The sequence below is a fragment of the Hafnia psychrotolerans genome, assembly GCF_014639435.1.
GTDB lineage: Bacteria > Pseudomonadota > Gammaproteobacteria > Enterobacterales > Enterobacteriaceae > Ewingella > Ewingella psychrotolerans.
Genome location: NZ_BMFZ01000006.1, coordinates 229,644 through 256,547, shown reverse-complemented (window position 1 = coordinate 256,547; position 26,904 = coordinate 229,644). Strand labels below are relative to the sequence as shown.

Below are 26,904 nucleotides of genomic sequence, written 5' to 3'. Positions count from 1 at the left end.
CCGCCTGATGCGTTTATTTATTGCCGAAAAACCCAGTCTCGCTCGCGCTATTGCGGATGTCCTGCCCAAGCCCCATCGTCGTGGTGACGGCTTTATCGCGTGTGGTAATGATCAGGTCGTCACCTGGTGTGTGGGCCACTTACTTGAGCAAGCGCAGCCCGACGCCTATGACAGTCGTTACGCTCGCTGGACGCTCAATGATCTCCCTATCATTCCAGAAAAATGGCAGCTTCAGCCGCGCTCTTCTGTCGCCAAACAGCTCAACGTGATCAAAAGGCTGCTACTCGAGGCCACAGAGGTCATCCATGCCGGTGACCCGGATCGCGAAGGTCAACTGCTGGTGGATGAAGTTCTGGATTACCTTGAACTGACGGCAGAAAAACGCCAGAACGTTCAGCGCTGTCTGATCAACGATCTTAACCCACAGGCGGTGGAGCGGGCCATTGAGCGGCTGCGTGACAATCGGGATTTTATACCGCTGTGCGTCTCGGCGCTGGCGCGTTCCCGTGCTGACTGGCTTTACGGCATCAACATGACCCGTGCTTATACCATTCTTGGGCGTAACGCCGGATACAACGGCGTGCTGTCAGTCGGACGCGTGCAGACGCCAGTGCTGGGTCTGGTGGTGCGCCGTGATGAAGAGATTGAAAATTTTGTCTCTAAAGATTATTTCGAGGTGAAAGCCCACATCGTTACGCCAGCGGATGAGCGCTTTGTCGCGCTGTGGCAACCGAGCGAATCCTGCGAGCCCTATCAGGATGAAGAAGGGCGGTTATTACATCGTCCTTTGGCTGATCATGTGGTGGCGCGTATCGCCGGGCAGCCGGCACGGGTTACTCACTATAATGACAAGAGAGAAAACGACACTGCGCCACTGCCGTTTTCGCTGTCGGCTCTGCAGATTGAAGGCTCGAAGGCATTCGGTCTCAGTGCCCAGCAAATTCTTGATATTTGCCAGCGTTTGTATGAAACGCACAAATTGATTACGTATCCGCGTTCCGACAGCCGATATCTACCTGATGAGCATTTCGCCGGGCGACACGCTGTGTTCAATGCCATTAGTATTCATCAGCCTGATTTACTGCCGCAACCGGCCGTGGACACTGACCGGCGTAACCGCTGCTGGGACGACAAAAAAGTCGATGCTCACCACGCTATCATTCCGACGGCACGCAGCAGTAAAGTCAGCCTGAACGACGATGAGCAAAAAATTTATAATCTGGTGGCGCGTCAATATTTGATGCAGTTCTGCCCGGACGCGGTATTCCGTAAGTGTGTGATTGATCTTGATATCGCCGGTGGCAAATTCATTGCCAAGGCGCGTTTTCTGGCTGAGGCCGGCTGGCGGACCCTACTAGGCAGCAAAGAGCGTGATGAGGAGAATGAAGGCACGCCATTGCCTGTGGTCGCCCAAGGTGATGAATTGCTATGCGAAAGAGGAGAAGTGGTGGAACGGCAAACTCAGCCACCTCGGCCCTTTACCGACGCCACGTTGCTGTCTGCCATGACAGGGATTGCACGCTTTGTTCAGGATAAAGCACTAAAGAAAATTTTGCGTGCTACGGATGGATTAGGTACCGAAGCGACCCGCGCCGGAATTATTGAATTGCTCTTCCGTCGCGAGTTTTTATACAAGAAGGGCCGCTATATCCATTCCAGCGAGACCGGGCGAGCGCTGATCCACTCGCTGCCGGATATTGCAGGACGGCCCGATATGACCGCGGACTGGGAATCAACCTTGACCCGCATCAGTGAGAAAAATTGTCGCTATCAGGATTTTATGCAACCTCTGGTTGCGACCCTACAAAACCTGATCGTACAGGCCAAAACGACGCGTGTTTCATCGGCATTTCGCGCTATTCCGTCTAAGCCAGCGGGTTCTGGAAAAACGGCTACGGGGGCTAAAAGCCCCAAAAGTGCACCTAAGCGCCGCAAGGCATCAACCAAAGGGAAGGGCGTGGCAAATGATGAATAAATTGATAATGGCACTGTGGGTCAGTTCATCCCTGTTGGCCACTCCAGCGATGGCGAACCGTGCCGGGCTGAGCGGTAGTAGCAATAGTGTGGATGTCGTGGTGCCACTGCCGCCGCAAATCTGGGATAACAGTGGTAACAACCAGAACAGTGCGTCGACCTGCCATCGCTGCTGCATTTACAATAATCAGAGTTACAGTGAAGGTGCGGTCGTCACGGCTGACAGTGTCGTCTTGCAATGCGTGCGGGACCCGCAGGTGGTGGGAACGAACGATTTGAAATGGCAGCAGTTGAAAAAATAAACATATGCCGGTTTCTTACTGGTCAGAAACAAGAAAAAGAGCGCAGCATACTTTATATACACTGCGCTCCTGAGACGGAATTACCCTTTCACTTTAACGCGAATTGCCTCTTTTTCTGCATCGCTCAAAAATGCCATCGTCAGGCCGTTTTCCTGGGCCTGTCGTATTTCTGCCATGGTCAGCCCGGCTGCAGGCGCTGCAACGCGGTATTCGTGCTCAATTTCGATGCCTTGAACCGCCGGATCATCCGTATTGATGGAAGCCAACACACCGTGACGCAGGAATACTGCGAGCGGATGCTGCTCCAGTGAAGAGACGGTGCTGGTCTGGATATTCGAGGTGAGACAAGATTCAATGCCAATCTGGTGTTTTACCAGGAAGTCCATTAATTCAGTATCTTCTGCTGCTTTGACGCCGTGACCAATACGCTCGGCACCCAGCTCACGAATTGCCTGCCAGATACTTTCCGGGCCAGCCGCTTCACCGGCATGTACGGTAATACGCCAGCCCGCATCACGTGCTTTATTGAAATGGCTGAGGAACAGACTGCCAGGGAAACCCAGCTCATCACCGGCCAGATCGAGGGCGGTAATACTGTCGCGATGTGCCAGTAAACCGGCCAGCTCCTGCAGGCAAGCCTCTTCACCAAAAGTACGGCTCAGAATACCAATCAGGCGCACGTCGATGTCGTTTTTCTGGCAGCCACGCTGAATCCCCTCGATCACCGCCTCTACCACGCCTGCCACTGGCAGTTGGTGCGTCATGGCCATGTAATAAGGTGAAAAACGCAGTTCGGTGTAGTGCAGACCGGCTCTGGCCGCATCTTCAACGTTTTCCTGCGCAACCCGGCGGCAGGCATCAAGGTCGCCCAGGACTTTCACTCCCCAATCGAGCTTTTGCAGGAAACTTACCAGATCGGGTGCGGTCTCCATCACTTGCACGTGCGGTCGCAGAGCCTCGATTTCACTCGCGGGCAGAGCGAGATTAAATTGGCGGCCTAAATCGAGAATAGTCTGTGCGCGGATGTTGCCATCAAGGTGGCGGTGAATGTCAGTCAGAGGGAGACGGCGATCTATCATGGTGTGCACTCATTATTTTTGCTAAAAAAGTGCGATGCATTATAACGGGATAACCGACAGGAAGGGAATGTTGTTGCGCAACGGAGCGCAGAACGTTTTATTATTAACGTGTAGACATAAATAAGCCCGTCCTGGGACGGGCTTATGCAGAGGCATTACGATGGTATTTCAATCAGTGATTATTGAGCGTTCGGTGCTACAGGGGCGATCGGTGGCGCTAAGGGTGCTGGCGCTGGAGTTTGCGGCGCAACGCCGTTACCGCCGAAGACGCCAAACAGACCCATGAACTCCTGAAGGGTCATTTTCTGACCATTCAGATTTACCTGATTGTCTGCATACTGGAAGCTGCTGGAGATGGTGTCATCTTTCAGCGTGGTAATTTTGAACATCTGGCCCATTGCCGCGATGCCCTGAACCTGCTGTTTTGCCAGTTTTTCGGCATCATCACCTGTGTAACCCTGAAGTTTAGCGGTTTGAGTCGTCATCTCCGTCGCCATCGCAACCGGGATGGCCAGTTTCGCATCTACCTTGCTTACCCATTGTGAAATCAGCTGATCGTCACTCTGGGCTTGAGAACCGGCAGTCGGATCTTTCAGATCAACACGCAGGTTGAAGCTACTTTCACCTTTGCTATTTTTCCAGCTCAGAGGAGAAATACTGATACTTGGGTTGCCCTTGAGCAACGGTATCAGGTTAGCGGCTAACAGTTCGGTCAACTGTTGTTTGTAAACCTCCGGATCAATCTCACCCGACTGCGCCAGCAACTGCTGGGACTGTTGGTTGTAGTTGTCAGAGAAAGTTTTCAGTGCAGCAGCATCAAGGCCGTTGACTTTCAACGTCAATTTCCCGGATCCGAAATCAGTACCCTGAATTTTCAACGCATCAAGGGTGTAATCCTGCTGACCCTGAATGTTGCTACCGTCTTCACTGAATTTGCTCGCCAGTTTGAAGTTATCCAGAGAAGCCGCATCTTTACCATCGACATTCACCAGTATTTGTTTAACGGTCAGATTCTGATCGCCAACGCTGACTTTAGATTGGCCTTGATGTGTATCGCTGTCGAGAGAGAAACCATTCAGGGTGACTTTTTCGAGTTGACCGAACTGATTTTGTGAGGTCAGCGCGATGCTGTCACTTTTTCCATCGAAGGTTAATTGGGTCAGATCCTTATCAACGGAGACATTGATATCAGCACCGCCAAATTGCAGCTTGCTGTTGTTTTTGTCGTAATCCACCGGGATGATGTTGATAGCCGAAGAACTCCCACCGCTGTAAGACACGCGGGTATCGGCTGTCACCAGAGATTTACCTTTGGTAACGTCAAACAGTGGCTTTAACGTTGGGGTGTTTTGCAGTTCGGAATGCACTGACGCCATACTTGGGATCAGGTTGAATTTTTTCAACTGTGCTGCCGGGAAAGGGCCGTGATCGATGGTTTCGATAAAGGCAATTTCATCACCGGTTTTAAGGGCGCTGGTTCCTGCAGCTGCGGCGGCAGCATCCGGTTTCAGGACGATACGCATCTGGCTGGAGAACAGGCCACGATGATAATCCTGATAAGAAACGTTAACGCCAGCTTTAGGGAATGAAGACTGAAGCTGGCTGTTGGCATTCTTGGCCACGTCCACCATGTGCTGCTCGATCATTTTACCGGTGTACCACGAGACGCCTGTCCAGGCTGCGCCAAGTACTACAATGACGCTTACAGCGACTAACGACTTTTTCATAGCTCTGTTCATCCTTAGGAAATTTCCCGAAAATAAAAATGCCTTACAGCCCATTTATTGTGGGTGAAGTCAGGCCTAAATGGCAAATTTTTCACTAAAATTAGGCGTTTTGCCTTATCGAACTCTCCGGATTGAAGACTAAATCTGGTTGAATACTCGTGCAATACGGCCATGACCACTGATACTCACTGGCGATTCTATCGCAGCAAGATAGCAAGACTCCCCCGGATTCAGCACCAGAGTCTGTTCCCCTTTGACGAGCACCGACTGACCTTCAATACAGAAAACAATCGCCGCACTCTGCTGCTCTAGCGTCTGCTCTGTAGCGGACAGGCTGTGAATAGAGAAAGAGAAATCTTCTACCGGAATAGGGAAGTTGAATTCAGCACCGTGCTCAACTGGCGTGGTCAGCAAGTCACTGGTCGGTTTGGCGGTGAACTTGAGATTAGCCAGTAATTCAGGAATATCGATATATTTAGGGGTCAGCCCGGCACGCAACACGTTGTCAGAATTAGCCATCACCTCCAGTGAAACACCGTTCAGATAAGCATGTGGCGTTTCGGCATACAAGAACATGGCTTCGCCCGGCTGCAAGGTGATCACATTGAGCAGCAACGGAGAAAACAGACCACTGTCGTCCGGGTAAAAATGACTGATGCTGCGTATGGTGTCCCATGGCTGGCCTTGCTGATTATTCAGCGCAGATTTCAGCACGCCAAGTGCCAACGATTTGGCTTCACCTTCCAGGCTGAGTAAACCAGCGAATAAGATCCGCAGATGGTCTACGTCAGGATGCGTAAGGAATTCAGCAATGTGTGGATTGGCACCCGATACCGGTTGCAGCAGCGAAACGATATCCTTTAATTCCCGAAAGCCGTTCATCGCCTGGAAAGGGGTCAGGGCGTAGACCAGCTCAGGCTTATGATTAGGATCTTTGTAATTACGTTCTGCCGCATCGAGCGCAATTCCTGCGGCATTCTCTTTGGCGAAACCAACTTCAGCGGCCTGCTTACTTGGGTGAACCTGGATCGAAAGCGGCTGATCGGCACATAGCACTTTAAAAAGGAACGGCAGTTCACCGAAGCGTGCTGCAACTTTCTTACCTAACTGTTGTTCCAGATCGGCACTGATTTGTGTGCGAAGCGGAATTTCCTGCCCTTGCGCATTAATGACATGAGAACTGCTTTTAGGATGGGCACCCATCCACAATTCGGCCATCGGTTTACCGTCAGGGTTGGCAATGCCATACAATTTGTTCAATGCCTCAGTACTGCCCCAGGCGTAATTCTGTACACCGTTGTTCATTTTTTGCATATTTGGTCCTGAACTCCCACTTATATCTGGATGAAGTAAATAAAACGCTGTGCGTAGTAAACAATGACCTAAGCCGTTTAATCAACTCCTGATGACTAAGATGACGAAAAAGTGCGATGAGCGCTAAATCCCATAATGCCTTCGCTATGGCATAATACCGTTTCTTTGTCTGTGACTATACTCATCAGGCCGCCGGTGAATGCAGCGCGTGGGAGCGTGAGGCGAAGAGAGTATAAACGTTCATTTAAGAGTGCTAAGGAGACAGTAATGGCAGCAGTGACTCGCATTGAAAAAGACTCAATGGGTCCTATCGACGTACCTTCGGATAAGCTTTGGGGCGCTCAAACGCAGCGTTCACTCGAACATTTCCGAATCTCTTCTGAAAAAATGCCAGAAGCTTTGATCCATGCATTGGCGCAAACCAAGCGTGCGGCAGCCTCTGTGAATATGGATTTAGGCCTGCTGCCAACTGAGCGTGGCAATGCCATTATTGCTGCTGCCGATGAAGTGCTGGCAGGCAAGCATCCGACTGAGTTCCCGCTGGCCATCTGGCAGACGGGTTCCGGTACGCAAACCAATATGAATATGAACGAAGTGCTGGCTAATCGGGCGAGTGAGATCCTCGGTGGTGAGCGCGGCGAAGGGCGTAAAGTTCACCCCAATGATGATGTGAACAAGAGCCAGAGCTCTAACGACGTCTTCCCTACAGCCATGCATGTCGCGGCAGTCATTGAATTGCGTGAAACGCTGTTGCCTGAATTGAAAGCGTTGCATAAAACGCTGGTGGGGAAATCCGACGTTTTCAGGGGGATTGTTAAAATCGGCCGTACTCACCTGCAGGATGCTACACCGCTGACACTGGGACAGGAGATTTCTGGCTGGGCAGCGATGTTGGCACACAGCATGATGCATATCGAAGCCAGTATCCCGCATATTGCCGAATTGGCTCTGGGTGGCACGGCGGTTGGAACCGGTTTGAATACCCACCCGGAATATGCGGTGCGCGTAGCCAAAGCCCTGGCAGAACAAACTCAACAGCCGTTCGTGACCTCCCCGAATAAATTTGAAGCGCTGGCAACCTGCGATGCCCTCGTGCATGGTCATGGCGCGTTGAAAGGCCTGGCAGCCTCATTGATGAAAATTGCTAACGACGTTCGCTGGTTATCTTCTGGCCCGCGTTGCGGGATCGGTGAACTCGCCATTCCAGAAAACGAGCCAGGCAGCTCCATCATGCCGGGTAAAGTTAACCCGACCCAATGTGAAGCGATGACTATGCTGTGTGCGCAAGTTTTAGGCAATGACGTTGCCGTTAACATCGGTGGTGCTTCTGGCAACTTCGAGCTTAACGTTTTCCGTCCGATGGTTATCCACAACTTCCTGCAATCCATCCGCTTGCTGGCCGACGGCATGCGTGGTTTCAACGAGCACTGTGCGGTGGGTATTGAACCGGTACGTGACCGCATCACTCAGTTGCTTAATGAGTCCCTGATGTTGGTGACGGCGCTTAATACCCATATCGGTTATGACAAAGCGGCTGAAATCGCGAAGAAAGCCCACAAAGAGGGGCTGACTCTGAAAGCTTCCGCGTTGAAGCTCGGTTACCTGACCGAAGCTCAATTCGACGAGTGGGTACGACCAGAAGATATGGTCGGCAGCATGAAGGGGTAAACTGGGGGCAGGTTAATCCCCTTTGAATCAAGGTTGTGGACGTCAGTCCACACCGACCAAAGGCCCGCAGTCGCTCGGGCCTTTGGTCTCCGAGTTGTTCTAAAACAACCGCTGCGCTGGTCACAATGGCTCTGTTTCAGGGATTTCCGTTATAACCGCAAAATACCGTCTTGAATAATCAAACAGAAGTTTGATCCGCTGACCAATCTGTATACAAATGTAAACGCTTGATCAGCAGATTAAGCGACTGCGCCACCGGTTTATATTTATGTTTTACTGCGCTTGCGTCGTAGTCTGCCAATTCACCGACTTTAGGTGGGTGAAACGCTGGTGTTTTCAAGCATAAAGCGATAAGCGGCATTGGGCAGGGATGTTGCACCTGTTTCTGGCTGTTGCGATACCATACGCGGGCGATGGGCTGCACCTTCACCGGACGTTTGATTTTCAGGATGGCATGTTCGGGAATGCGCTTAACATCATTGATCTCGCGGGTAATGTTATCTGCCCACTGATCGCGGCTGTAAGGGGGAACGGAACGGCCGGCGTTCAGACTTTTATCCAACTGAGCCAGAATTTCACCACGGCTGACATTTTTTATAATGTGCTTATTTGCCCAACCAAAACGTACTGAATCCGGGTCATTGAGGACAGATATCGTTCGGTAGGCATTCAGTGTGATTAACCCGCGCAGGTGGGTATGCACAAACTCAAAACGCTGCTCCCGTGCCAGGCCAGATTCCACGGTGACAATGTGTTCCAGCTCCGCTTTTAGTATATTGACCTCTTCAATCAACAACAAAGCAGCCTGATGCTCTGCGGCATCGACGGCGTAGCACAGGACTCCCGGCAAACGAACCGCAGATTTACTGCTGATATTCTCGCCATGATGATGGATAAACAGATTCTGAAAATGTTGTAACGCCAGCTGGTGGGCGTCCTCACCCGTGTGGGCTTTAACCTGAATATGTTCGGCCGGATTGTGTTCTTCACCTTTAGCAATATCGGGCAGACTGAATACGCGGGCCTGCAATAAATCGAGCTGTCTTAAGAACCGACTGAGATCGTTCAAGGCCAGTTCGAGTTCGTTGAAGCACCCGTTCATTCGGGCAATCAGGTCATACTGGGCCATATAGTCTCCACTTAGTTACAACATACACTCTAGTATAAAATACGACCACGTGCACGCCTCATTTATGTCGATAGCATGATATTCCGTGGCGTCGCGTCAGGCAGGGAATAAGGGCCGCGAAGGCCCTCAGTATCAGAAACAGCGGTGGTGACTCTTTTAGACTGAAAGTCTGCGAGCTTCTGTCAAATGCATCAACCGGTATCCCACGATAATCGCCACGACCAGCATCAAACTGATAAATGTGGTTATGCCGTACCAGCCAAAACTTTTCCAGAAATAACCACCCAGAGTCCCGGCAACGCTAGAACCGGCATAGTAGGAGAATAAATAGAGTGACGATGCCTGACCTTTGGCACGACGGGCGCGGCAACCAATCCAGCCGCTCGCCACCGAGTGTGCAGCAAAAAAACCACCGGTGACTAAAATCATACCCATGAAAATCGCCCATACCGGTGAGAATGCAGTGATCAGGATCCCGACCAACATCAGCGCGGTGGACCCCATCAACACCGGGCCGCGACCGTAAACGCCTGTCAGCGCACCGGCTTTCGGCGAACTGTACGTTCCCATCAGATAAACCACCGAGATCACGCCAACCAACGCCTGGCTGAGATGATAGGGCGAACTGAGTAATCGGTAACCGATGTAGTTAAATAGAGTGACGAAGCTGCCCATCAGTAAAAAACCTTCGGCAAATAACATCGGTAATCCTTTGTCACGCCAGTGCAGCTTAAAATTAATCAGCATTTTCCGCGGTTTCAACGAGCTGGCACGAAAATGTTTTGACGGGGGTAAAATCCGCCAAAACATAATAGCCGCCGCCAGCGCAAATAATCCGATGACGGCCACGGCAATACGCCATGAGAAAAAATCGGTCAGCACACCGCTGACCAGACGGCCGCTCATGCCACCGATCGAGTTACCGCTGATATAAAGCCCCATCGAGAAAGCCACCACGCTGGGATGGATCTCTTCACTCAAGTACGTCATAGCAACCGCTGCCACGCCGCTTAGAGAAAGTCCGACAAGTGCGCGCATCAATAAGATGGCGTTCCAACTCTGCATAAATGCGCAAATCAGCGTACAGACTGCTGCCAGCATTAGTGCAACAACCATGACCGATTTACGCCCAACAGCATCCGACACCGGCCCTGTAAACAGCAAACCCATTGCCATCATGCCGGTAGATAACGAGAGTGACAGGCTGCTGGTCGCCGGAGATACGCCGAAGTCATGAGATAGCACGGGTAAAATGGGCTGCACGCAATAGAGCAGGGCAAATGTCGCCAGACCCGCTGAAAACAGCGCCAGTGTCACCTGAATAAACTGTCGCGTACCGCGTTTGATGAACGGCGTTTTAGACCGCGCAGAATAAGGTGTGACAGAGAGTATTTGGTCATCATTGACCGAATTGTGCTGATTGATAGAAAGTTGGCTGGAATCTGTTGCTGTAGACTTACGCCCGTTGGTCGTCACTGAAGATCCTTAGCGAAGGTATTTCATACCACGAAAATTGTAAATGTATGAAAATTTTAACAGGACGACTTATTTTGTCTAATATATTAATCTCTCTAAAATAATATGTTTAAGATATCAATCCACATTATGAACCACCTCGAACTGCGCCATTTACGTTATTTCATTGCTGTTGCTGAAGAGCTACATTTTGGCCGGGCGGCAGAAAGGCTACATATTTCACAGCCACCGCTCAGTCAGCAGATTCAGGCGCTGGAAGCTCACATTGGCGCTCAATTACTTAACCGTAATAACCGCAATGTGAGTCTGACGCATGCTGGGGAGATATTTCTCAAAGAGGCTCGACAGATTATTGGGCGTGTCAATGATGCATCGCTCCAGGCCGCAAAAATCCACCGCGGTGAAGCCGGTAGCCTCACACTCGGTTTGACCTCGTCGGCGCCTTTTCTGCGCCGTGTCCAACGTACCATCCAACACTTTCACCTCTTATATCCGGAAGTGAATATCCGTATTGAAGAGATGAACAGCACCCAGCAAATAGAACCCTTGCTTGAGGGCCGAATTGATCTGGGGGTGATGCGTAACCGGCAGTTGCCCGAGACGTTGCATCACCAACTGTTACTCTCAGAGCCTTTGGTGGCTGTCGTTCACGAAGATAACCCGCTGGTGAATTTGCCAGAAGGCGAGCTGACCTTTCATCATCTGGCGGACCAGCCGTTTGTATTCTTCTCAAAAGATGCCGGGACGTCTCTCTATGATGATATTCGCATGCTGCTGAGCTCACAGGGGATAACACCGTTTATTACCCAAGAAGTTGGGGAACCGTTGACTATCATCGGGCTCGTCTCTGCCGGGCTCGGCGTCTCGATTTTACCCGCATCCTATCTGCGAATTCAGGTGGATGGCGTGCGCTATTTACGTTTCGGAAAACAGCAGGGCACCACACAGGTTTGGATGGTGAATCATCGTTATCGGCCTGTTGGTGCTCCGGCGAAAGCATTTATGGAATTAATGATGCAGGAGGAATAACCATGGAGTTGCTGTTTTTCCAATCAATTGCTATCAAGTTTTCGATCAATATGTGCACCAAATCACATAACGAATCAAATAGTTGACGACATATAGCAAAAACCTCAACATAACCATTAATCTTTATTTTGAAGCGCGAAAAATAACGGAGTTTTTCCTGTGAACCCTGATGGGCAACCCGGACACATTGATCAAATTAAGCAAACCAATATCGGTGTTGTTTACCGGCTGATTGATCAGTTTGGGCCAGTTTCGCGTATCGAGCTGTCAAAAAAAGCACAGCTTGCTCCCGCCAGTATTACCAAAATTGTCCGTGAACTGTTACAGGCCAACCTGGTTCAGGAAACGGAGTTTCAGGACCCAGGTAGCCGTGGGCGTCCTGCTATTGGCCTGATGCTGGATACGGAAGCCTGGCATTACCTTTCTGCACGTATCAGTCTGGGCTTTATTACCCTTGGTTTGCGCGATCTCAGCAGTAAACTAGTGGTTGAAGACGTGTTGCCGCTTCCCGCAGAGGCCGAGTTACCTCTGCTTGATCGCATTCTCAGCGAAATTGATCAATTTTTTATCCGTTATCAGAACAAGCTTGAACGCCTCACGGCGATCGCCATCACGTTACCCGGCATGATTAACGCGCGCGCTGGGATTGTTCACCGTATGCCATTTTATTCTGACGTCAATGAAATGCCGCTGGGTAGTACATTAGGTGCGCATACTGGTTTGCCTGTTTTTGTGCAGCATGACATTGGGGCATGGACCATGGCGGAGGCACTGTACGGCGCATCCCGAGGCTGTAAGAATGTCATTCAGGTCGTGATTGACCACAATGTTGGAGCCGGAGTCATCACCGGTGGGCGTGTTTTGCACGCAGGCAGCAGCAGTGTGGTGGAGATTGGCCACACTCAGGTTGACCCTTACGGCAAGCGTTGTTACTGCGGTAACCATGGTTGTCTGGAAACGGTGGCCAGTATAAACAACATTCTTGACCTGGTTCGTCAGCGTCTATCGACTGCCACCGGTTCTCGTTTACAGGGAATACCGCTGACTGTGGAAGCCTTGTGTGATGCTGCCAACCAAGGTGATCAACTGGCTCGTGATGTGATAGTCAGTGTCGGCCATAGTGTGGGGCGAATACTGGCGATCATGGTGAATTTATTTAATCCTGAAAAAGTCTTGATTGGATCACCGCTAAATTCTGCCAAAGAGATCCTTCATCCCGCCATTATGTCCTGTATTCAACAACAATCGCTGCCTTCTTATAGTGAAAATATCAAGCTGGAACCGACAGAATTCTATAACAAAGGAACCATGCCGGGTGCCGCATTAGTCAAAGATGCACTGTATAATGGCTCACTGTTAATTACATTATTGCAGGGTTAATTATCGTCATGAATTAACAGGTTTGATTTATTATTAAAGTAATAAAAATCTTATTTGTTAATTATTCCTCTCAGTGACCAAAACATTGCGCTAACGCAAATCGCGCTCGTATCCTATCGCCTAGACTTTCAACCTGTCATTCTGTCTCAGACCCACCAGTCGGAGACAATTCCTTAGTTAAGCGTAGAGATCCCGGAGCCTTAATTTCATGTTAACGCACTTTTTCGTCACGGGCACGGATGCTCGTGTAGGTAAAACCATCGTGACTCGCGCTTTGCTTCAGGCCATGGCAGCGCAAGGTAAATGTGCATTGGGTTATAAACCTGTCGCCACAGGAAGCCAGGAGTTGGCTGACGGTATCCGAAATAAAGATGCGGTAACGCTGCAAAACTCCTCAACTATTTCTTATCCTTACGAAAAAATAACACCTTTAGCTTTATTAGATGAAGATATTTACGTTAGTGATATCCCTGAGAATATTTTTGAAATAATGACGTCAGGTTTAAATTTCATGCTTGAAGGTGGGGATGCTGTGGTCGTTGAAGGCTGTGATGGCTGGAAAACATTGATCACACCGAATCGTTTTTATTCCGATTGGGTTCGCCAGCAGAATATACCTGTCATCTTGGTGGTGGGTATTCAGGAAGGCTGTGTCAGCCATGCATTATTAAGTGCTCAGGCGATTATTACCGATGGCTTGCCTTTGGCTGGTTGGGTAGCGAACCGTATTAATCCGTGCCTTGCTCACTATCAGGAAACGATTGACGCCATTGGTAATAATATTCCTGCGCCGTTGCTCGGTGAAATCCCCTATTTACCGCGTGCGGAATCCCGTGATATGGCGAAATATATTGATTTGTCACTTTTACATGTCAAAAATGAGCAATAAGCAAAAGCGTTGAATATAAAGTGGAGAGGCTCAGCTTAATGCCGAGCCTATTTTGAATCTCTTAACGACGGCCACGTGGATGCGTTCTGGCGGTCCAGTCATAGGTCGCGGACGTACTTGGAACAGCTTTCGCACGACGTTTTTCTGCACGGGCTTTGGCGGCAACTTTCTCTTTCTCTTCCATGAGTTTGTCGATGTAGTTGTCTTTGATCCTGTTGGTTTCTGAGTTAGTCAGGTCGCGCCCCTGAGCTTTGCGGCTCTGGTCGATCAGCGTTTTAAGCTCGCGCTGTTCGCTTTCCGTCATATCTTGCTGAGTCAATCTTTTCATTTACGGGCATCCGTGTGAGGAAAGTGTCCTCCATTGTAGCCGTTTTCGCACAAAAAACTCAGAGATAACGCGTTAATCCACAAACTGGGTACTAAAACCCGGCAAAGCGATTTATTATTGAGCACATCTCAACCGCCATTCGATAAAAACCGCCAGCAATAAGTTTTACTTATTATTCAATTTCCTGGCTCAGGAATATTCTTTCGTTAATAACTCAACCCCATCCATTGAAGAGAGAAAGAATATGTCTGTTTTATCGCCTGAAACCATCATGCTTTACGATGCAAGCATTGCTGATATGGCGCAAATTCAGCAGATTTACGCCCATCATGTGATCCACGGAATTGCCTCTTTTGAAACCGAACCGCCAACGTTGGCTGAAATGCTCTCAAGACGTGAAAATATCCTTGATAAAGGCCTGCCGTATCTGGTCGCTAAATGCGATGACCAGGTGTTGGGTTACAGCTATCTTGCGGCTTACCGACCTCGCTATGCCTACCGTTTTACCTGCGAAAGTTCGGTATATATCAGCGAAGATCAGCAGGGTCAGGGAATTGGCAAACGGTTGATGCAGGAAGTGATAAAACGGGCGACGCATGGCGGCTGGCGTCAGATGATTGCCAACGTGGGTAACAGCGCTAATTATGGGTCAATTGGACTGCATGAGTCACTGGGTTTTAAGATCATCGGTACGTTGAAAAGCGTCGGCTTCAAACATGGCCTCTGGATCGACACCGTACTGATGCAACTGGAGTTGGGAGACGGCGATGTTACACTACCTGGCAATTGCAGTAATTAACGATAATCACTATCATTTCGATCCGTTTATTGGATTTTGAGACGTTATGCGTATTTCTTGCCGGATGTTGTTACTTGCCAGCCTGATGTTCACGGGGTTGGCGCAGGCCAAAACGGTTGTTGACCTGTCTGACCGTACCGTTGTCGTTCCGGATAATCCTCAACGTATTGTGCTCGGCGAAAGCCGTATGCTCTATACGTTGAGTCTGATACGAGACGGTGATCCTGCCAGGAACGTGGTGGGTTGGCCGGGTGATATGCAAAACCTCGACCCGCAAAGCTGGCAGCTGTATATCAAGGCGTTTCCCTCAATTGCTGACATCCCCCAGTTTGGTAAAAACAATTTCACCCAGATGAACCCGGAGAAAGTCATCGCACTGAAACCGGATTTAGTCATTCTTCCGCGCTACGCTAAACAACCGTCGGATCACGACCAGATGCTGGACAGCCTCACCCGCGCAGGGATCCCGGTGATTTATGTCGATTTGCGCGTCGATCAGATCAACAACACGGTGCCAAGTGTCAAACTGTTAGGAGACGTGCTGAACAACCCGCAAAAAGCGGCACGGTTTATCGCTTTCTACCAACAACATATGGACCGAGTTAAGCAACGTATCGCGCAGTACCACGGCAAGAAAACCCGCGTGATGCTGCAACTGCAACCTGGTCGTCGTGAAAGCTGCTGCACCACGGTTTCCCACGGCAATCTGGCCGACTTACTCAGTTTCGCTGGCGGAGATAACATCGCGGGAGGCGCATTTAAGAGTGTCTACGGTGAGATGAATCCTGAAGCGGTTATTGCCGCTAACCCTGATGTCTATATCAGCACGGGCATGGGCAGTCCGGACGGTAAAGCTGGGGCACAAATCATCCTGGGGCCTTTGGTCTCCGCGAAGCAGGCGCAGGTGAGTTTCCGTCAGGTGATGGACAAACAGTCGCTGCTCTCAAATTTAACGGCGGTTAGGGAAGGGCGCGCCTATGCGGTGTGGCATAACTTCTATCTCAGTCCATACCATGTTGTTGATGTCGAAGTGTTTGCTAAAGCGCTTTACCCGCAATTGTTTGCCGATGTCGATCCCCAGCAAACGGTAAAAGATCTCTATGCGCAATTCTTGCCTATTCCGTTCAGCGGTACCTTTTGGACTCCACTTAAATAAGAAAAGGGCGCAGCACGCTGCGCCCTAAACCATCCTTGCCCCATGATGACATTCTGGTTTTAAAAATCGACCACGGCGGAAAGCACCACATTGCGAGGCTCACCTTCGATGACGCGAAGATTACCCGCGCTCGATGAGTAATATTCCTTATCAAATAGGTTATTAATGTTCAACTTCAGTTGAGTATGTTTACCTAACAGCGGGCTATCCCAGGCAATAAAGGCATCGGCAACGGTATAGGATGGCATGGTGAAACTGTTTTCCGGATCCCCCGCACGGCTACCGACGTAACGAGCACCGCCGCCGATACGGACATCACCGGGAACGGGTACCCAGCGCAACGTGTGGCTTAGATACAGGCTACCCATCTGTGTCGGCGCATTCACCAAGCGGTTACCGATGTTATCTGGGTTTACATTATCTTCGGTGATTTCGGTTTTGTCATAGCTGTAATTGGCGCTGATGTTCCAGTCGGTAGCTACCTCACCATTCACTTCCAGTTCAGCCCCGGTCGAACGTGCTTTTGGAATACTGCGCGTGACACCATTGATAAACACTGACATGTCTTTTTCATCAATGCGATACAGTGCCAGTGTGGCATTAATGCGCGGCGTGACCTGCCACTTCGTGCCCACTTCATAAGTGGTGCCCAGCTCTGGCTTCGATACATTGCCATCATCATCGGTGTCGGTTGACGGAGTAAACGAGCGGCTGAAATTACCATAAAACGACAAATCTTCCGTCAGCTTATAGACTAGCCCCAGCTGTGGCAGGAACTTATTGTCGGTGTCATCCAGACTCTGAGTCGGATCCACAAACCCGTATGAGGCTTTCTGGTTGTAATGCTGGTAACGGGCACCGATCACCCCAATCCATTGATCAGTAAGATGAATGCTATCTTTGAAATACACAGATTTGTTATACAGCGTGTTACGTACATTACTCTGTTTATCGCTATAGGTGCTGCTATCAGTCACCGGCGATGTACCATACACCGGGTCATACATGTTGAACTGGCTGTTTACCTTTCCACGATAAGAGTACTGCTTGTAAGTTTGGTTCTTTTCGTAATCCACTCCCAGCAACAGGTCATGCGTCATGTTGAAGATTTTCGGATTACCTATCCAGTCCCAGGCGGTGTAATCCGTCTGGTGGTTGAAGCCGCGGTTGGCATCCGCACGGCGTGACACCGCCCCGGTTGTGGTATCAATCGCCGTCGCGCGGACTTCGTTACTGTCATAGCGGCGCTGCATCCAGGCGTAGGTCAGACGTGTTTTCCACTCAGGACTCAGTTCGTATTCCCAGGTAGTATTCAGGCGTTTATTTTTCCCCCAGGCGTGATTCGCGTGATCGTCAATGCGGCGGTCATAGGGAATATCAATCGGTTTGCCGTTAATAAAAGCGATGCCTCGATCATAAGGAATATCGTATTTGTACTCCTGATAACTGATATTGAAACTGGCTTTATCACCAAACCAGCTGAGGGAAGGGGCGATGAGGGTGTGCTGATCTTTACCGAAGTTGCGCCAGTAATCCTTAGACTGCCTTTCGGCGATCATGCGAAAAGCAAAACCATTGCCCAGTGGGCCCGTCACGTCAATCGCACCGCTGCCGCCGCCAAAGCCACCTGTGCTACCGCTTACCTGCGTATTCCAATCATATTGCGGTTTTTTACTGATGATATTGATCACACCACCTGGGTTCTGGATACCGTAAAGCAGCGACGCAGATCCTTTCAGTACTTCAACATGGTCGGTTGTGGCGTTAAATCCCAATCCCTGATTACTGCGTACCCCATCAAGCAGGATGGACCCATCACTGTTGGAGCCAAAACCACGTTTTACGAAGCCATCTTCAATGCCACCCAGCGTATTGCCTTGGGTCACTCCGCTGACAAATTTCATGGCATCATCAAGTGACGTGACCTGATAGTCGTTGATCATCGATGATGTCACTACGCTGACCGACTGTGGCGTTTCATTAAGCGGCGTATTACTTTTACTGGCGGTAGAGGACTGGCTGGCGCTGTAGTCCGTGCTATAAGCAGAGTTGCCGTCCGCGGTGACGGTCAATGTGTCGCCCTGTGCGGGGAGTTCACTGGCCGCCAGCAGCGGTGAGCAGTGCAGTATTGCCAGCGCCAGTACGGATTTTTTCAACCCGCTTGTGGCGATATTGTTATTTTTTTTAATAGACACGTGAACTTTCCCTGAAAATGCAAATGATAACGGTTTGCATTCTAGTTAAGATCTGTGTGATGTGAAGTGAAATTTCGGATTTTTAGAAAATCCTGGGCAAATTGTTGAATTTAAATTCAAACTAAAAGTTGTGGGCATCGGCCCACACCGCCCAGGACTGCCTGAAGTTAGTCGACGGTCGAATACTTAATGTAATGATTCGTACAGTTAAAATTCCCCACGTAATGCAGTTTACCATCCGGGCCTTTGGCGGAGAAAGGTACGCGGTAAGTTCCCTGATCTTCGTTGACATTTTCACTGATGAACGTCAGCACCGGCACGGAGGTACCGATATGATCTTTATCATTGCCCCAGTTAGGAATGCGTTTTTGCATGAAGTCAGCCGTTACACTGTCGATGGCATTCTGCGGCGTGATACTGGCACATGCCTGTGGTGTAGTGCGCTGCATCCACATTGGATAGACGTAAACCGAACCTAACATCACCACCATGGCAATAAAAATGGCTGAAATCATGCCAATCAGTATCACTTTGCTCTTATTTCCGACCACGTTCTCTCCTGATCAGCCTGTATCGATATTTAGACTGAGTTGTTAATGATGTAAATCATGACGCCATAAAGGTGCATGTTACGATAGAAGACGTTCGATGATCCATTTGCACATTACCCTCAGGAGATTTTTATGAGTCAACAACCCACAGTCGCCGTACTCGGGCTGGGCGCGATGGGCCTGCTTTTGCTGCCAACCTACTGAAAAACGGGGCGGGTGATTTATAAAACGTCATCTCCTCACCCCCACCATGACATTCACAGAACGCGGCTGAGCTATAAGGCCGCTAACGTTGAAGCGATATTCGCCATAACCTGACGCGCTACAGCCACGTCTTCTTCGGGAATCCCCTTCATCACGCGGCTCAGGATCTCATCAGTGATTGCACGCACCTCATTAGCCAGCGCCATACCGGCATCGGTGAGCACAATATCTTTCGAACGCCGATCTGGCTCGCCTGGGCAGCGTTCCAGATAGCCCAGCGCCTGCAAACTATCAAACAGACGAATGGCGGTAGGATGCTCCACTTCCAGCAATGCGGTCAGTTCGCCCTGGGGTAAACGGCCTTTGGCTTCCTCAAGGTGCAGCAACACCTGGCCGCGGGCCAACGTCAGACCGATGGTTTTAAAACGTGCATCACAATACGTGCGCAGCTGGCGACCGATATGAATGGTTTCAGGTAAAAAACGCAGGGTCGGGGAGTGGGCTTCAGGGCGGCTGGAGGTAGTCACAGGATCCTCTCGTTAATAGTTTCAAACAGCAATAATTATGGCGCTTAGGGTAGCACGTTTTGCTTGGTTCCCATCAAGGACGATCCTTGAGTGAGAAAACAACCGGGAAAACCCTGTGCTAGAGTTAACGCTCGATATGCTAAAAGACGTCAATAATATTGGAGGATTTATGACCAAGGTCGCAATAGTCGGTGCACATGGACAGATCGGCCAACTTATCATCAAACACCTGATTGCTCAGGGAATGGACGCTATCGGTATCGTGCGTAAAGAAGCACAAGTGCCCACTATGAGAAAACTCGGTGCTGAGCCACTGCTGCTGGATATCGAAAACAGTACCGCTGAGCAGTTGGCAACCGGCCTGCAAGGTGCTGACGCTGTGGTCTTTGCCGCCGGAGCCGGTGGAGGTTCCAGTGCTGAACGCAAACGCAGTGTTGATTATGCCGGTTCAGTCTTACTGGCTCAGGCAGCGCAACAAGCCGGTGTTCGCCGCTACGTGCAAATTTCTGCCATCGGTGTTGATAACCCGATTAAGCCCGACACAGATCCCGTCTGGAAAGCCTATATTGAAGCGAAACGGGATGCCGACATTGAATTACGTAAGAGTGAGCTGGACTGGACTATTCTTCGTCCTGGCCCGCTGACTGATGTACCGGCAACAGGATTAGTGACGCTGTCACCGAATGCCGGTCGGGGGGACGTGACACGCGAAGATGTCGCCCTGGTTGTGGTGGCAGTATTGCAGACACCAAATGCTATCGGACAACAGTGGGAATTGCGCGGTGGTGATACACCGATTCGTGATGCGGTAAGCCAGTAATGGCTGAGGCGGCCTTTCTGAAAATCAATCTACGATGAAGTCAGAAAGGCCGCCGTTTCACTTTATTAGCACGTCACCGGGATTTGGCCTAACAGCCGTAGCCTGGCTTGATAACTAACGTATTGGGAATAGCCAAAAATACGTTTAGCGCAAACCTAGCAGCACGCTGAGCTGAGCAATTTGTTGCTGCCACTGGTGTTGCAATTCTGGCTTCTGGTGCCTGACTTTACGTGCCAGATCCTCTTCCAGCTTACTTTCCAGCTCCAACAGCGTCGCCAGCAGGCGTTCCTCTTCTGTTTCCGGCAATATCATTGCTCCTCCATATTGCCTTGATGTTGTCACCTTAGCGGGAGCCGGAACATCAGCCAGAGTCAGATACACCGGTGCCAGCGAGTGCCACTCCTGCAACCGACATTTATCGATTAACCAGAAACGATTACAGCTTTGCTCAATCAGAGAACGGTCATGCGACACCAGCAGCACCGCACCGCTGAACGTCTTCAGCGTGTCCCTCAACGCCTCTTTACCTTCCATATCCAGGTGGTTGGTCGGCTCATCAAGCAGCAGTAGCGAATAGTTGGCCAGCGTCAGGCCAATAAACAGTAACCGTGACCGCTCACCGCCGCTCAACGTGCTCACTTTTTGCTGATGGCGGACATAAGGGAAGCCGGCACCAATCAGTGCCATTTTCCGCTGCTCTTCCGTCAGCGGTGCAAATGTCGCGAGCGCCTCGCTTAATCTGTCCTCATCTCGTAACTGCTGCAGGCTCTGATCGTAGTAACCCACACGCACTTTCGGATGGAATACCACGCCCGGTTCAGGACTTTTTGACTGGCAGAACGCCCGCCATAAGCTCTGCAGGAGTGACGATTTTCCGCAGCCGTTACGGCCGACCAATGCCACACGATCACCGCTTTTTACCTGCAACTCACCCAGTTCAAACAGCACTGGCGCATCTGGCGCAGGCCGTATCTGCAAGGCGGACATCGCCAGTACGCGGTCGGCCGGTAATGATTCGCCATTCAGGCGCAACGTCCACAGATTCCCGACGGTAACCTCAGTCTGGTCATCCTTCATCCGGTTGACCTGTTTCTCCATCTGCTTGGCCTTGCGTGACAGCTTTTCGTTGTCGTAGACGCTGCCCCAGATTGCCAACCGTTTGGCGCTTTTTGCCACCCGATCAATCTCCTTTTGCTCGGTCTGACGGCGGTGGGCATCAGCGATATCGCTTTCCGCCAGGGCCTGCCTCGCCAGCGTGCAGGGTAAGCGGATAAATTGCAGCGTCTTGTCGCGCAAAATCCAGGTGCAGTTGGTGACGTTATCCAGCAGGCTGCGGTCGTGGGACACCAGCACAAAGCTGCCGCTCCAGTGTTGAAGAAACTGCTCAAGCCACAGCAACGTTGGCAGATCCAAATGGTTACTGGGTTCATCCAGCAGCAGTAAATCCGGCTGACGGATCAGCGCACGAGCCAACAGCAGGCGTGTGTGCTGCCCGCCGCTGAGAGTCCCCGCGGTCAACGTCCAGGCCACTTCATCAAAACCCAGGCTGACCAACAGCACTTCGGCTTGCCAGCGCTCGGGTTGATGCAAACTGTCCGGCAGAGCGTTGAGCACCGCGTCAAGCAGTGTGCAATCATTCAGCTCACCAGGCAGATGCTGTTCAACCCGAGCCATCAGACACTGGTTTGACAAAGTGAGGGTGCCAGAAGTGGCATCGAGCTCGCCACTGAGGATTTTCAGTAGGGTACTTTTACCGCAGCCGTTATGGCCGATGAGCCCGATGCGGTCGCCTTTTTTCAGGCCAAAGGAGATTTCAGCCAGCAGTGGGCCGAAGGGATTATCAAAACAAAGAGATTGTGCAGATAGTAAAGTCATAGTGCTTACTCAAGGTTTACAGGCATAGAAATGCCTCTCGTCAATAAAGCCGACGATAACCGGTAAGCCGGAGGGAAGTACTCAGATTGTCAGATAGCTTCGCTCAAGCAGGTTATCGCAGCACGATACCGGTAACGCTTGAGCAGTGACGATCGCTAAGGACGAGTGAAACTAAAAACAATTCACGGGTCAACATGGCAATCCTCCTTAATAGAACGTAGGTGAATGAGTGAACAGATTATATTGGCAATTCTGGGATTGTGCCAATAGGGATGAAAAAGTGACGCCTCTTCCAAATCTTACTGGATCAATTCCATCGTACCCATTTTCAAGCACATTTATTCTGGCTTGCCTTCTTTAAATATGCTGGCGAGCCGATGTCGAGAGGTCGGGACTAACCCCACTTTAAGCCCGAAGGGTTTGAAGAGCTTATTGATTATCTCAGACGTGTAATTACCACGGTCATTTTCTACTTCAGACAACGTTTTACGTGACACTGTCACCATGCTTGCAAAAGCATCTTGTTGTAATCCAAGAACATCTGACCTTAATGTTTTTAAGGCCTGACCCTGAGTGATATCGCCAAGTAACAACTTTCTGATAATGGTATTCATTGCCAACTGCCTTTCTTGCATGCTGGCTGGTTTGGCTGTTTTTGAAACTCTTTTACGCGATGGTTTGTCCGCTAAAGCCGGAGAGCCTGATTTGTCTGGAACTATGGCTTGTAAGCTAGCAGGATTTTGCATGGCATTTTGTTTTTCTCGAATTTCCTTGATGGTTTCGCTGACGGGATTAGTCATATTTTCTTGATTTTTCATAGCAAACCCCACCTGTTGAGTTTTTCCTGAATAAAGTGAAAACCTATCGCAGGCATCGTAATGATTTGTTCTGGAACCCCTCTTTTTACCAATCTTTCTTTCAGGCCCAGTAATTGTTGAGCTGTCTCTCTGAGCGCCTGCAACAACACTTCTGCCGGGACAAGATCGGCAAGTGCCTGGGAAATTTTAATGAAATCATATTCACCGCCAATCTCTATGGGCTGAGCCCATTTTATCGTTCTCGTTATGCCTTCCGGATCCGCTTTCATGGGGGCAAAATCGTAAATAGGTGCCAGTTTTATGCTGTTTACATCCTTTAGGAAGGATGTATTTCGCCCATGATTATCACTATTGCCAAAAATAATATTAAGCAAATCACGGCGTACCCATTCGATGACAAAAGCCGCCGTATCAAATTGAAAACCTTGTATTTTTACCATGTTGCTTTGCGTAATTTTTTCGACCAGGCTCCTGATGGTTTCTTCATGATATAGCGTAACACCCGGCGCTTTTCTCAGGATGGAGTAGACAGACTCGAGGCCAAACCGCTTAACGTGGGTGTTATTTTCGAAAGAGACATCAAAGCGTGGCAACCACAGGGAAGGGTAATACAAACCTTCCTCCAGACGCATATCTTGGGTCGGGATGGTTTCAAAGCCCATCTCTGCCAGTTCCTGATAGTAATGAAACTCAGCCCTCAAGATATTGCAGTCGACCTCACTACGTGTTCCGCGTGGATACTTGACGAGATAATGAATGTCTCGGTTAGCAAGGTTATGTTGGTAGGTATCGATCCATATACGTTGTTCTCCCCCATAGCGCAGCAATAGCTTGGGTGCCTCTCCTCCCGCACCTGTTGCCCCACCGGCTGCTGCTCCCCGTAGCTGAGCATAATCCAGAAAATCGCCGGCTCTGTTTTTAACATCATCGACTGAGAAGAAAAGCGTTTCAGCCAATGGATTGAATTCTGGCAGTGATTCTTTAATTCTTAGGTTACCGACAGGAGATATGGTGCCATATTTCAGTATCACGAAATTCTTCTGATCCGGGGTAAGCCCTTCAAGATCGAGATATTTTTCCCAATAGCGTCTGCTGGCTCCACTAGGAATGATGTCATCAAGAAACCTCATCCAGCCGTGATGCCCACCATTCTCAAAGAAAAGAGACACCGGATGATTGAGTGAAACTGCATGGTTATCATCAAGATCAAGATTGTCTATTGCATACTCAGATTGATAGTCTACTTCTGTGATGCGGTAATCGTTTTGTTCACTTTCGGGAAATGTAATACGAGCAATATCCGTCCATTGATTACTCAGGAAAGCCTGCAACGTTAACTCTTCCATATAAGCCTCCTAAATGGTTTATGCGTAAAATATTACGCGTAAAGCTATTTTTTTTCAATGATTGTCACTTATATCACTCATTGTTGTTTGGTGTTAAACGTTGTTGCCATTCTTAGGAGGATGATTCTCATTGAAGGGATTGCGTTGGAGGCTTGGCTTATAAAGCAATATTGTGAATAAACCGCCAGGTTTGGCGGCAGGTTTACTCACAATATTTGTCGTTATTATTGGCTCTCTAACCGAACACCGCTTTGTGCATCAAACAGATGGATATTCGCACTGTTGGCTTCCAGCCAGACCGGTTGATCAGCCGTCACGCTGGCGCGGCCCGCGCACTGAACGTGCATTGGGAAGTCGCTCCAGGTAACGTGCAACAAGCTGCTTTCACCGGTCACTTCCAGTAGCCGCAACTGGGCAGCGGGTTGATGACTGCTGTCGACGATTTTAACATCATGCGGACGCAAACCCAGTGTCACCGGCTGGCTTTCGGCCTGGCGGGCCTGCGCCCACGATTTCTGCGGCAGCGGAAACCACAGATCCCCGCAGCTCACGCCTGGTGTGCCATTCACTTCATTAAAGCGGCCTTCCAGCAGATTCATCGGCGGAGAACCAATAAACCGAGCAACAAAGGTATTGACCGGTTTGTCATAAATTGACAGCGGCGAACCCTGCTGCACGATATAGCCATCTTTCATCACGACAATATTGTCGGCCAGCGTCATGGCTTCGACCTGATCGTGCGTCACATAGATGGTGGTGGTGCGAAACTGCTGATGCACTGATTTAATTTCGGCACGCAGCTCCATACGTAACTGCGCATCGAGGTTGGACAACGGCTCATCGAAGAGAAACACTTTTGGGTTGCGTACTAACGCACGGCCCATCGCCACGCGTTGCCGCTGACCGCCGGAAAGATCTTTCGGCAAGCGGTTGAGCAAATGATCAATCCCCAGCACTTTGGCCGCCTGCAGCACTTTTGTCTGCTGCTCGGCTTTTGGCACTTTTTTGACCTGCATATGGAAAGCCATATTTTCGGCTACCGTCAGGTGGGGGTAGAGTGCGTAGGACTGGAACACCATCGCGATATCACGGTCCGCCGGGTCCAAATTATTGATTTGCGCTTTATCGAGCAGAATATCGCCGTCAGACAGCGACTCCAGCCCGGCGAGTAAACGCAGTAGGGTGGATTTCCCGCAGCCGGACGGCCCAACCAGAACCGTGAAACTGCCATCCTTGATGGTGAGATCCAGCGGTTTCAGTACCTGTTGTTTGCCATAATTTTTGGCGACTTTTACTAATTCAACTAATGCCATTTATTGATCCTCCGCGCCAAGTGAAACCAATGCCTGCCAGTCAGGATACTGACGGGGACTACTGCTGATTGCTGCACCTGCTACGCGGACACCCCATTGCAATGCCCGCCGATGGTCCAAACCGTACACCAGCGCTGAAAGAAAACCGGCATTGAAACTGTCACCGGCACCGATAGTGTCAACGACGGCCACCGCGTCAGCGGTCTGGTGCCATTGGTGGCCTGCTGACCACAACCGCGCGCCATCAGAACCGCATTTCGCCACCACAAAAGCGTTGCGGGCCATACATTTCAATAAATAGGTTGCACTGACATCCAGGGTTTGCCCGTTAGCCATGCCGAGCGTTTCGACTTCATTCAACAGCAGTGCATCGCAATAACCGAGCCACGGCTCAATCTGATGACGCAGTGCATCACTCCAGTCTTGCGGCGGCCAGCCGCTGTCTACCGCCACCTGATATCCGCGCTGTTTCAGCGTTTTAAGCAGTGAGTCATATTGCTGGAACAGGCGGGTACAGAGGAAGGTACCGCAAAGCAGCACCCAATCACCTGCCGTGGCCTGTGTAGGCAGTTGTCGCAGCACGTCGTCGAGATTGAGCCGGACGATGTGCCCTTGATTGCTAAAAAAGGTGCGTTCGTGATCGGGATGCGTTACGCCAAAAGTCAGTGAGGTTTCGCAGTTAACGGTCGGCCAGTGCGGCGCACTTTCCGGGAATAGACTCGCCAGCCATTCAGTGAACTGGTCATTACCCTGATTAACCACCAGCCTGTGTGGCGTACCCAGCGCCGCCAGTGCCAATGCGCAGTTACCTGCTGAACCACCCGGTCGCAACGCGCTGCTTTCGAGCATCGCTTCGGTACCTTTTTTCGGCCACTGATGTAGCGTGCTCATGATCAAATCAACGTTCAGATTGCCCACCACGTAAAGCGTGGCTTGTGTTTCAGGTTTATTCATTTCTTTGATTTTTCCATAAATTTTTGCGCTTTTTATAATCCAGTGATCTTT

At 50.2% G+C, this 26,904-nt stretch carries 23 protein-coding genes; 9 read left to right on the top strand and 14 right to left on the bottom strand.

Features of this window, described 5'->3' with window-relative positions; genetic code table 11:
• Positions 1-7 precede the first annotated feature (7 nt).
• Positions 8-1,975 (top strand): DNA topoisomerase III, encoded by a 1,968-nt coding sequence (locus IEV89_RS13000; RefSeq protein ID WP_188473937.1) that lies wholly within the window; start codon positions 8-10, stop codon positions 1,973-1,975.
• On the top strand, positions 1,968-2,276 hold the full coding sequence (locus IEV89_RS12995; protein ID WP_188474006.1) for a DUF1496 domain-containing protein: 309 nt from the start codon (positions 1,968-1,970) through the stop codon (positions 2,274-2,276). The genes IEV89_RS13000 and IEV89_RS12995 overlap by 8 nt, the downstream gene beginning before the upstream one ends.
• 80 nt (positions 2,277-2,356) lie before the next feature.
• On the opposite strand, the gene add is transcribed toward IEV89_RS12995, so the two are convergent.
• From add to manA, 3 genes are all read right to left on the bottom strand, one after another.
• Positions 2,357-3,355 carry an adenosine deaminase gene (gene add, locus IEV89_RS12990; RefSeq protein ID WP_188473936.1) on the bottom strand — a complete coding sequence of 333 codons (999 nt, stop codon included), beginning with the start codon at positions 3,353-3,355 and terminating at the stop codon, positions 2,357-2,359.
• Between the two features lie 179 nt (positions 3,356-3,534).
• Positions 3,535-5,082 carry a YdgA family protein gene (locus IEV89_RS12985; RefSeq protein ID WP_188473935.1) on the bottom strand — a complete coding sequence of 516 codons (1,548 nt, stop codon included), beginning with the start codon at positions 5,080-5,082 and terminating at the stop codon, positions 3,535-3,537.
• A gap of 138 nt (positions 5,083-5,220) precedes the next feature.
• On the bottom strand, positions 5,221-6,396 hold the full coding sequence (gene manA / locus IEV89_RS12980) for a mannose-6-phosphate isomerase (RefSeq protein WP_188473934.1): 1,176 nt from the start codon (positions 6,394-6,396) through the stop codon (positions 5,221-5,223).
• A gap of 267 nt (positions 6,397-6,663) precedes the next feature.
• Here manA and fumC point away from each other — a divergent pair, with 267 nt between their 5' ends.
• On the top strand, positions 6,664-8,064 hold the full coding sequence (gene fumC / locus IEV89_RS12975) for a class II fumarate hydratase (RefSeq protein ID WP_188473933.1): 1,401 nt from the start codon (positions 6,664-6,666) through the stop codon (positions 8,062-8,064).
• A gap of 178 nt (positions 8,065-8,242) precedes the next feature.
• Here the strand turns inward: fumC and tus are convergent, their stop codons facing one another.
• Both tus and IEV89_RS12965 read right to left on the bottom strand, forming a co-directional pair.
• Entirely contained in the window at positions 8,243-9,193 is a 951-nt protein-coding gene (gene tus, locus IEV89_RS12970) for a DNA replication terminus site-binding protein (RefSeq protein WP_188473932.1), read from the bottom strand.
• Between the two features lie 156 nt (positions 9,194-9,349).
• Entirely contained in the window at positions 9,350-10,585 is a 1,236-nt protein-coding gene (locus tag IEV89_RS12965) for an MFS transporter (RefSeq protein ID WP_229746477.1), read from the bottom strand.
• 213 nt (positions 10,586-10,798) lie between these two features.
• Between IEV89_RS12965 and IEV89_RS12960 the strand changes: the two genes are divergently transcribed.
• The 3 genes from IEV89_RS12960 (at position 10,799) to bioD (ending at position 13,967) form a co-directional block, all read left to right on the top strand.
• On the top strand, positions 10,799-11,698 hold the full coding sequence (locus IEV89_RS12960; protein WP_188473931.1) for a LysR family transcriptional regulator: 900 nt from the start codon (positions 10,799-10,801) through the stop codon (positions 11,696-11,698).
• 159 nt (positions 11,699-11,857) lie between these two features.
• Positions 11,858-13,078 (top strand): sugar metabolism global transcriptional regulator Mlc, encoded by a 1,221-nt coding sequence (gene mlc, locus IEV89_RS12955; protein ID WP_188473930.1) that lies wholly within the window; start codon positions 11,858-11,860, stop codon positions 13,076-13,078.
• A 208-nt stretch (positions 13,079-13,286) separates the two neighbouring features.
• Positions 13,287-13,967, top strand: coding sequence for a dethiobiotin synthase (gene bioD / locus IEV89_RS12950; RefSeq protein ID WP_188473929.1), 681 nt, complete (start codon positions 13,287-13,289; stop codon positions 13,965-13,967).
• Positions 13,968-14,028: 61 nt separating this feature from the next.
• On the opposite strand, the gene IEV89_RS12945 is transcribed toward bioD, so the two are convergent.
• Positions 14,029-14,295, bottom strand: coding sequence for a YjbD family protein (locus IEV89_RS12945; RefSeq protein ID WP_188473928.1), 267 nt, complete (start codon positions 14,293-14,295; stop codon positions 14,029-14,031).
• Between the two features lie 244 nt (positions 14,296-14,539).
• Between IEV89_RS12945 and IEV89_RS12940 the strand changes: the two genes are divergently transcribed.
• Together IEV89_RS12940 and IEV89_RS12935 are read left to right on the top strand one after the other, a co-directional pair.
• Complete coding sequence (locus tag IEV89_RS12940; protein WP_229746468.1) at positions 14,540-15,094, top strand: GNAT family N-acetyltransferase; 555 nt, start codon at positions 14,540-14,542, stop codon at positions 15,092-15,094.
• 46 nt (positions 15,095-15,140) lie between these two features.
• Positions 15,141-16,250 (top strand): ABC transporter substrate-binding protein, encoded by a 1,110-nt coding sequence (locus tag IEV89_RS12935; protein ID WP_188473927.1) that lies wholly within the window; start codon positions 15,141-15,143, stop codon positions 16,248-16,250.
• A gap of 59 nt (positions 16,251-16,309) precedes the next feature.
• On the opposite strand, the gene IEV89_RS12930 is transcribed toward IEV89_RS12935, so the two are convergent.
• The 3 genes from IEV89_RS12930 to IEV89_RS12920 all read right to left on the bottom strand — a co-directional run bounded on the left by IEV89_RS12930 (position 16,310) and on the right by IEV89_RS12920 (position 19,727).
• Complete coding sequence (locus IEV89_RS12930; RefSeq protein WP_373283385.1) at positions 16,310-18,385, bottom strand: TonB-dependent siderophore receptor; 2,076 nt, start codon at positions 18,383-18,385, stop codon at positions 16,310-16,312.
• Between the two features lie 227 nt (positions 18,386-18,612).
• A complete protein-coding gene (locus tag IEV89_RS12925) occupies positions 18,613-18,996 on the bottom strand; it encodes a YebF family protein (protein ID WP_229746467.1) in 384 nt (127 codons plus the stop codon).
• A 275-nt stretch (positions 18,997-19,271) separates the two neighbouring features.
• Entirely contained in the window at positions 19,272-19,727 is a 456-nt protein-coding gene (locus IEV89_RS12920) for a MarR family winged helix-turn-helix transcriptional regulator (protein ID WP_188473926.1), read from the bottom strand.
• A gap of 115 nt (positions 19,728-19,842) precedes the next feature.
• Here IEV89_RS12920 and IEV89_RS12915 point away from each other — a divergent pair, with 115 nt between their 5' ends.
• Entirely contained in the window at positions 19,843-20,547 is a 705-nt protein-coding gene (locus IEV89_RS12915) for an SDR family oxidoreductase (RefSeq protein ID WP_229746466.1), read from the top strand.
• 144 nt (positions 20,548-20,691) lie between these two features.
• On the opposite strand, the gene IEV89_RS12910 is transcribed toward IEV89_RS12915, so the two are convergent.
• The 5 genes from IEV89_RS12910 to IEV89_RS12890 all read right to left on the bottom strand — a co-directional run bounded on the left by IEV89_RS12910 (position 20,692) and on the right by IEV89_RS12890 (position 26,853).
• Entirely contained in the window at positions 20,692-22,422 is a 1,731-nt protein-coding gene (locus IEV89_RS12910; protein WP_188473925.1) for an ABC-F family ATP-binding cassette domain-containing protein, read from the bottom strand.
• Between the two features lie 338 nt (positions 22,423-22,760).
• Positions 22,761-23,240: a helix-turn-helix domain-containing protein gene (locus IEV89_RS12905; protein ID WP_229746465.1), complete on the bottom strand. Its 480-nt coding sequence runs from the start codon at positions 23,238-23,240 to the stop codon at positions 22,761-22,763.
• Positions 23,237-24,586 carry a type II toxin-antitoxin system HipA family toxin gene (locus IEV89_RS12900; protein WP_188473923.1) on the bottom strand — a complete coding sequence of 450 codons (1,350 nt, stop codon included), beginning with the start codon at positions 24,584-24,586 and terminating at the stop codon, positions 23,237-23,239. Before IEV89_RS12900 ends, IEV89_RS12905 begins: the two co-directional genes overlap by 4 nt.
• 224 nt (positions 24,587-24,810) lie before the next feature.
• A complete protein-coding gene (locus tag IEV89_RS12895; protein WP_188473922.1) occupies positions 24,811-25,899 on the bottom strand; it encodes an ABC transporter ATP-binding protein in 1,089 nt (362 codons plus the stop codon).
• Complete coding sequence (locus tag IEV89_RS12890; protein WP_188473921.1) at positions 25,900-26,853, bottom strand: carbohydrate kinase family protein; 954 nt, start codon at positions 26,851-26,853, stop codon at positions 25,900-25,902.
• Positions 26,854-26,904 lie beyond the last annotated feature (51 nt).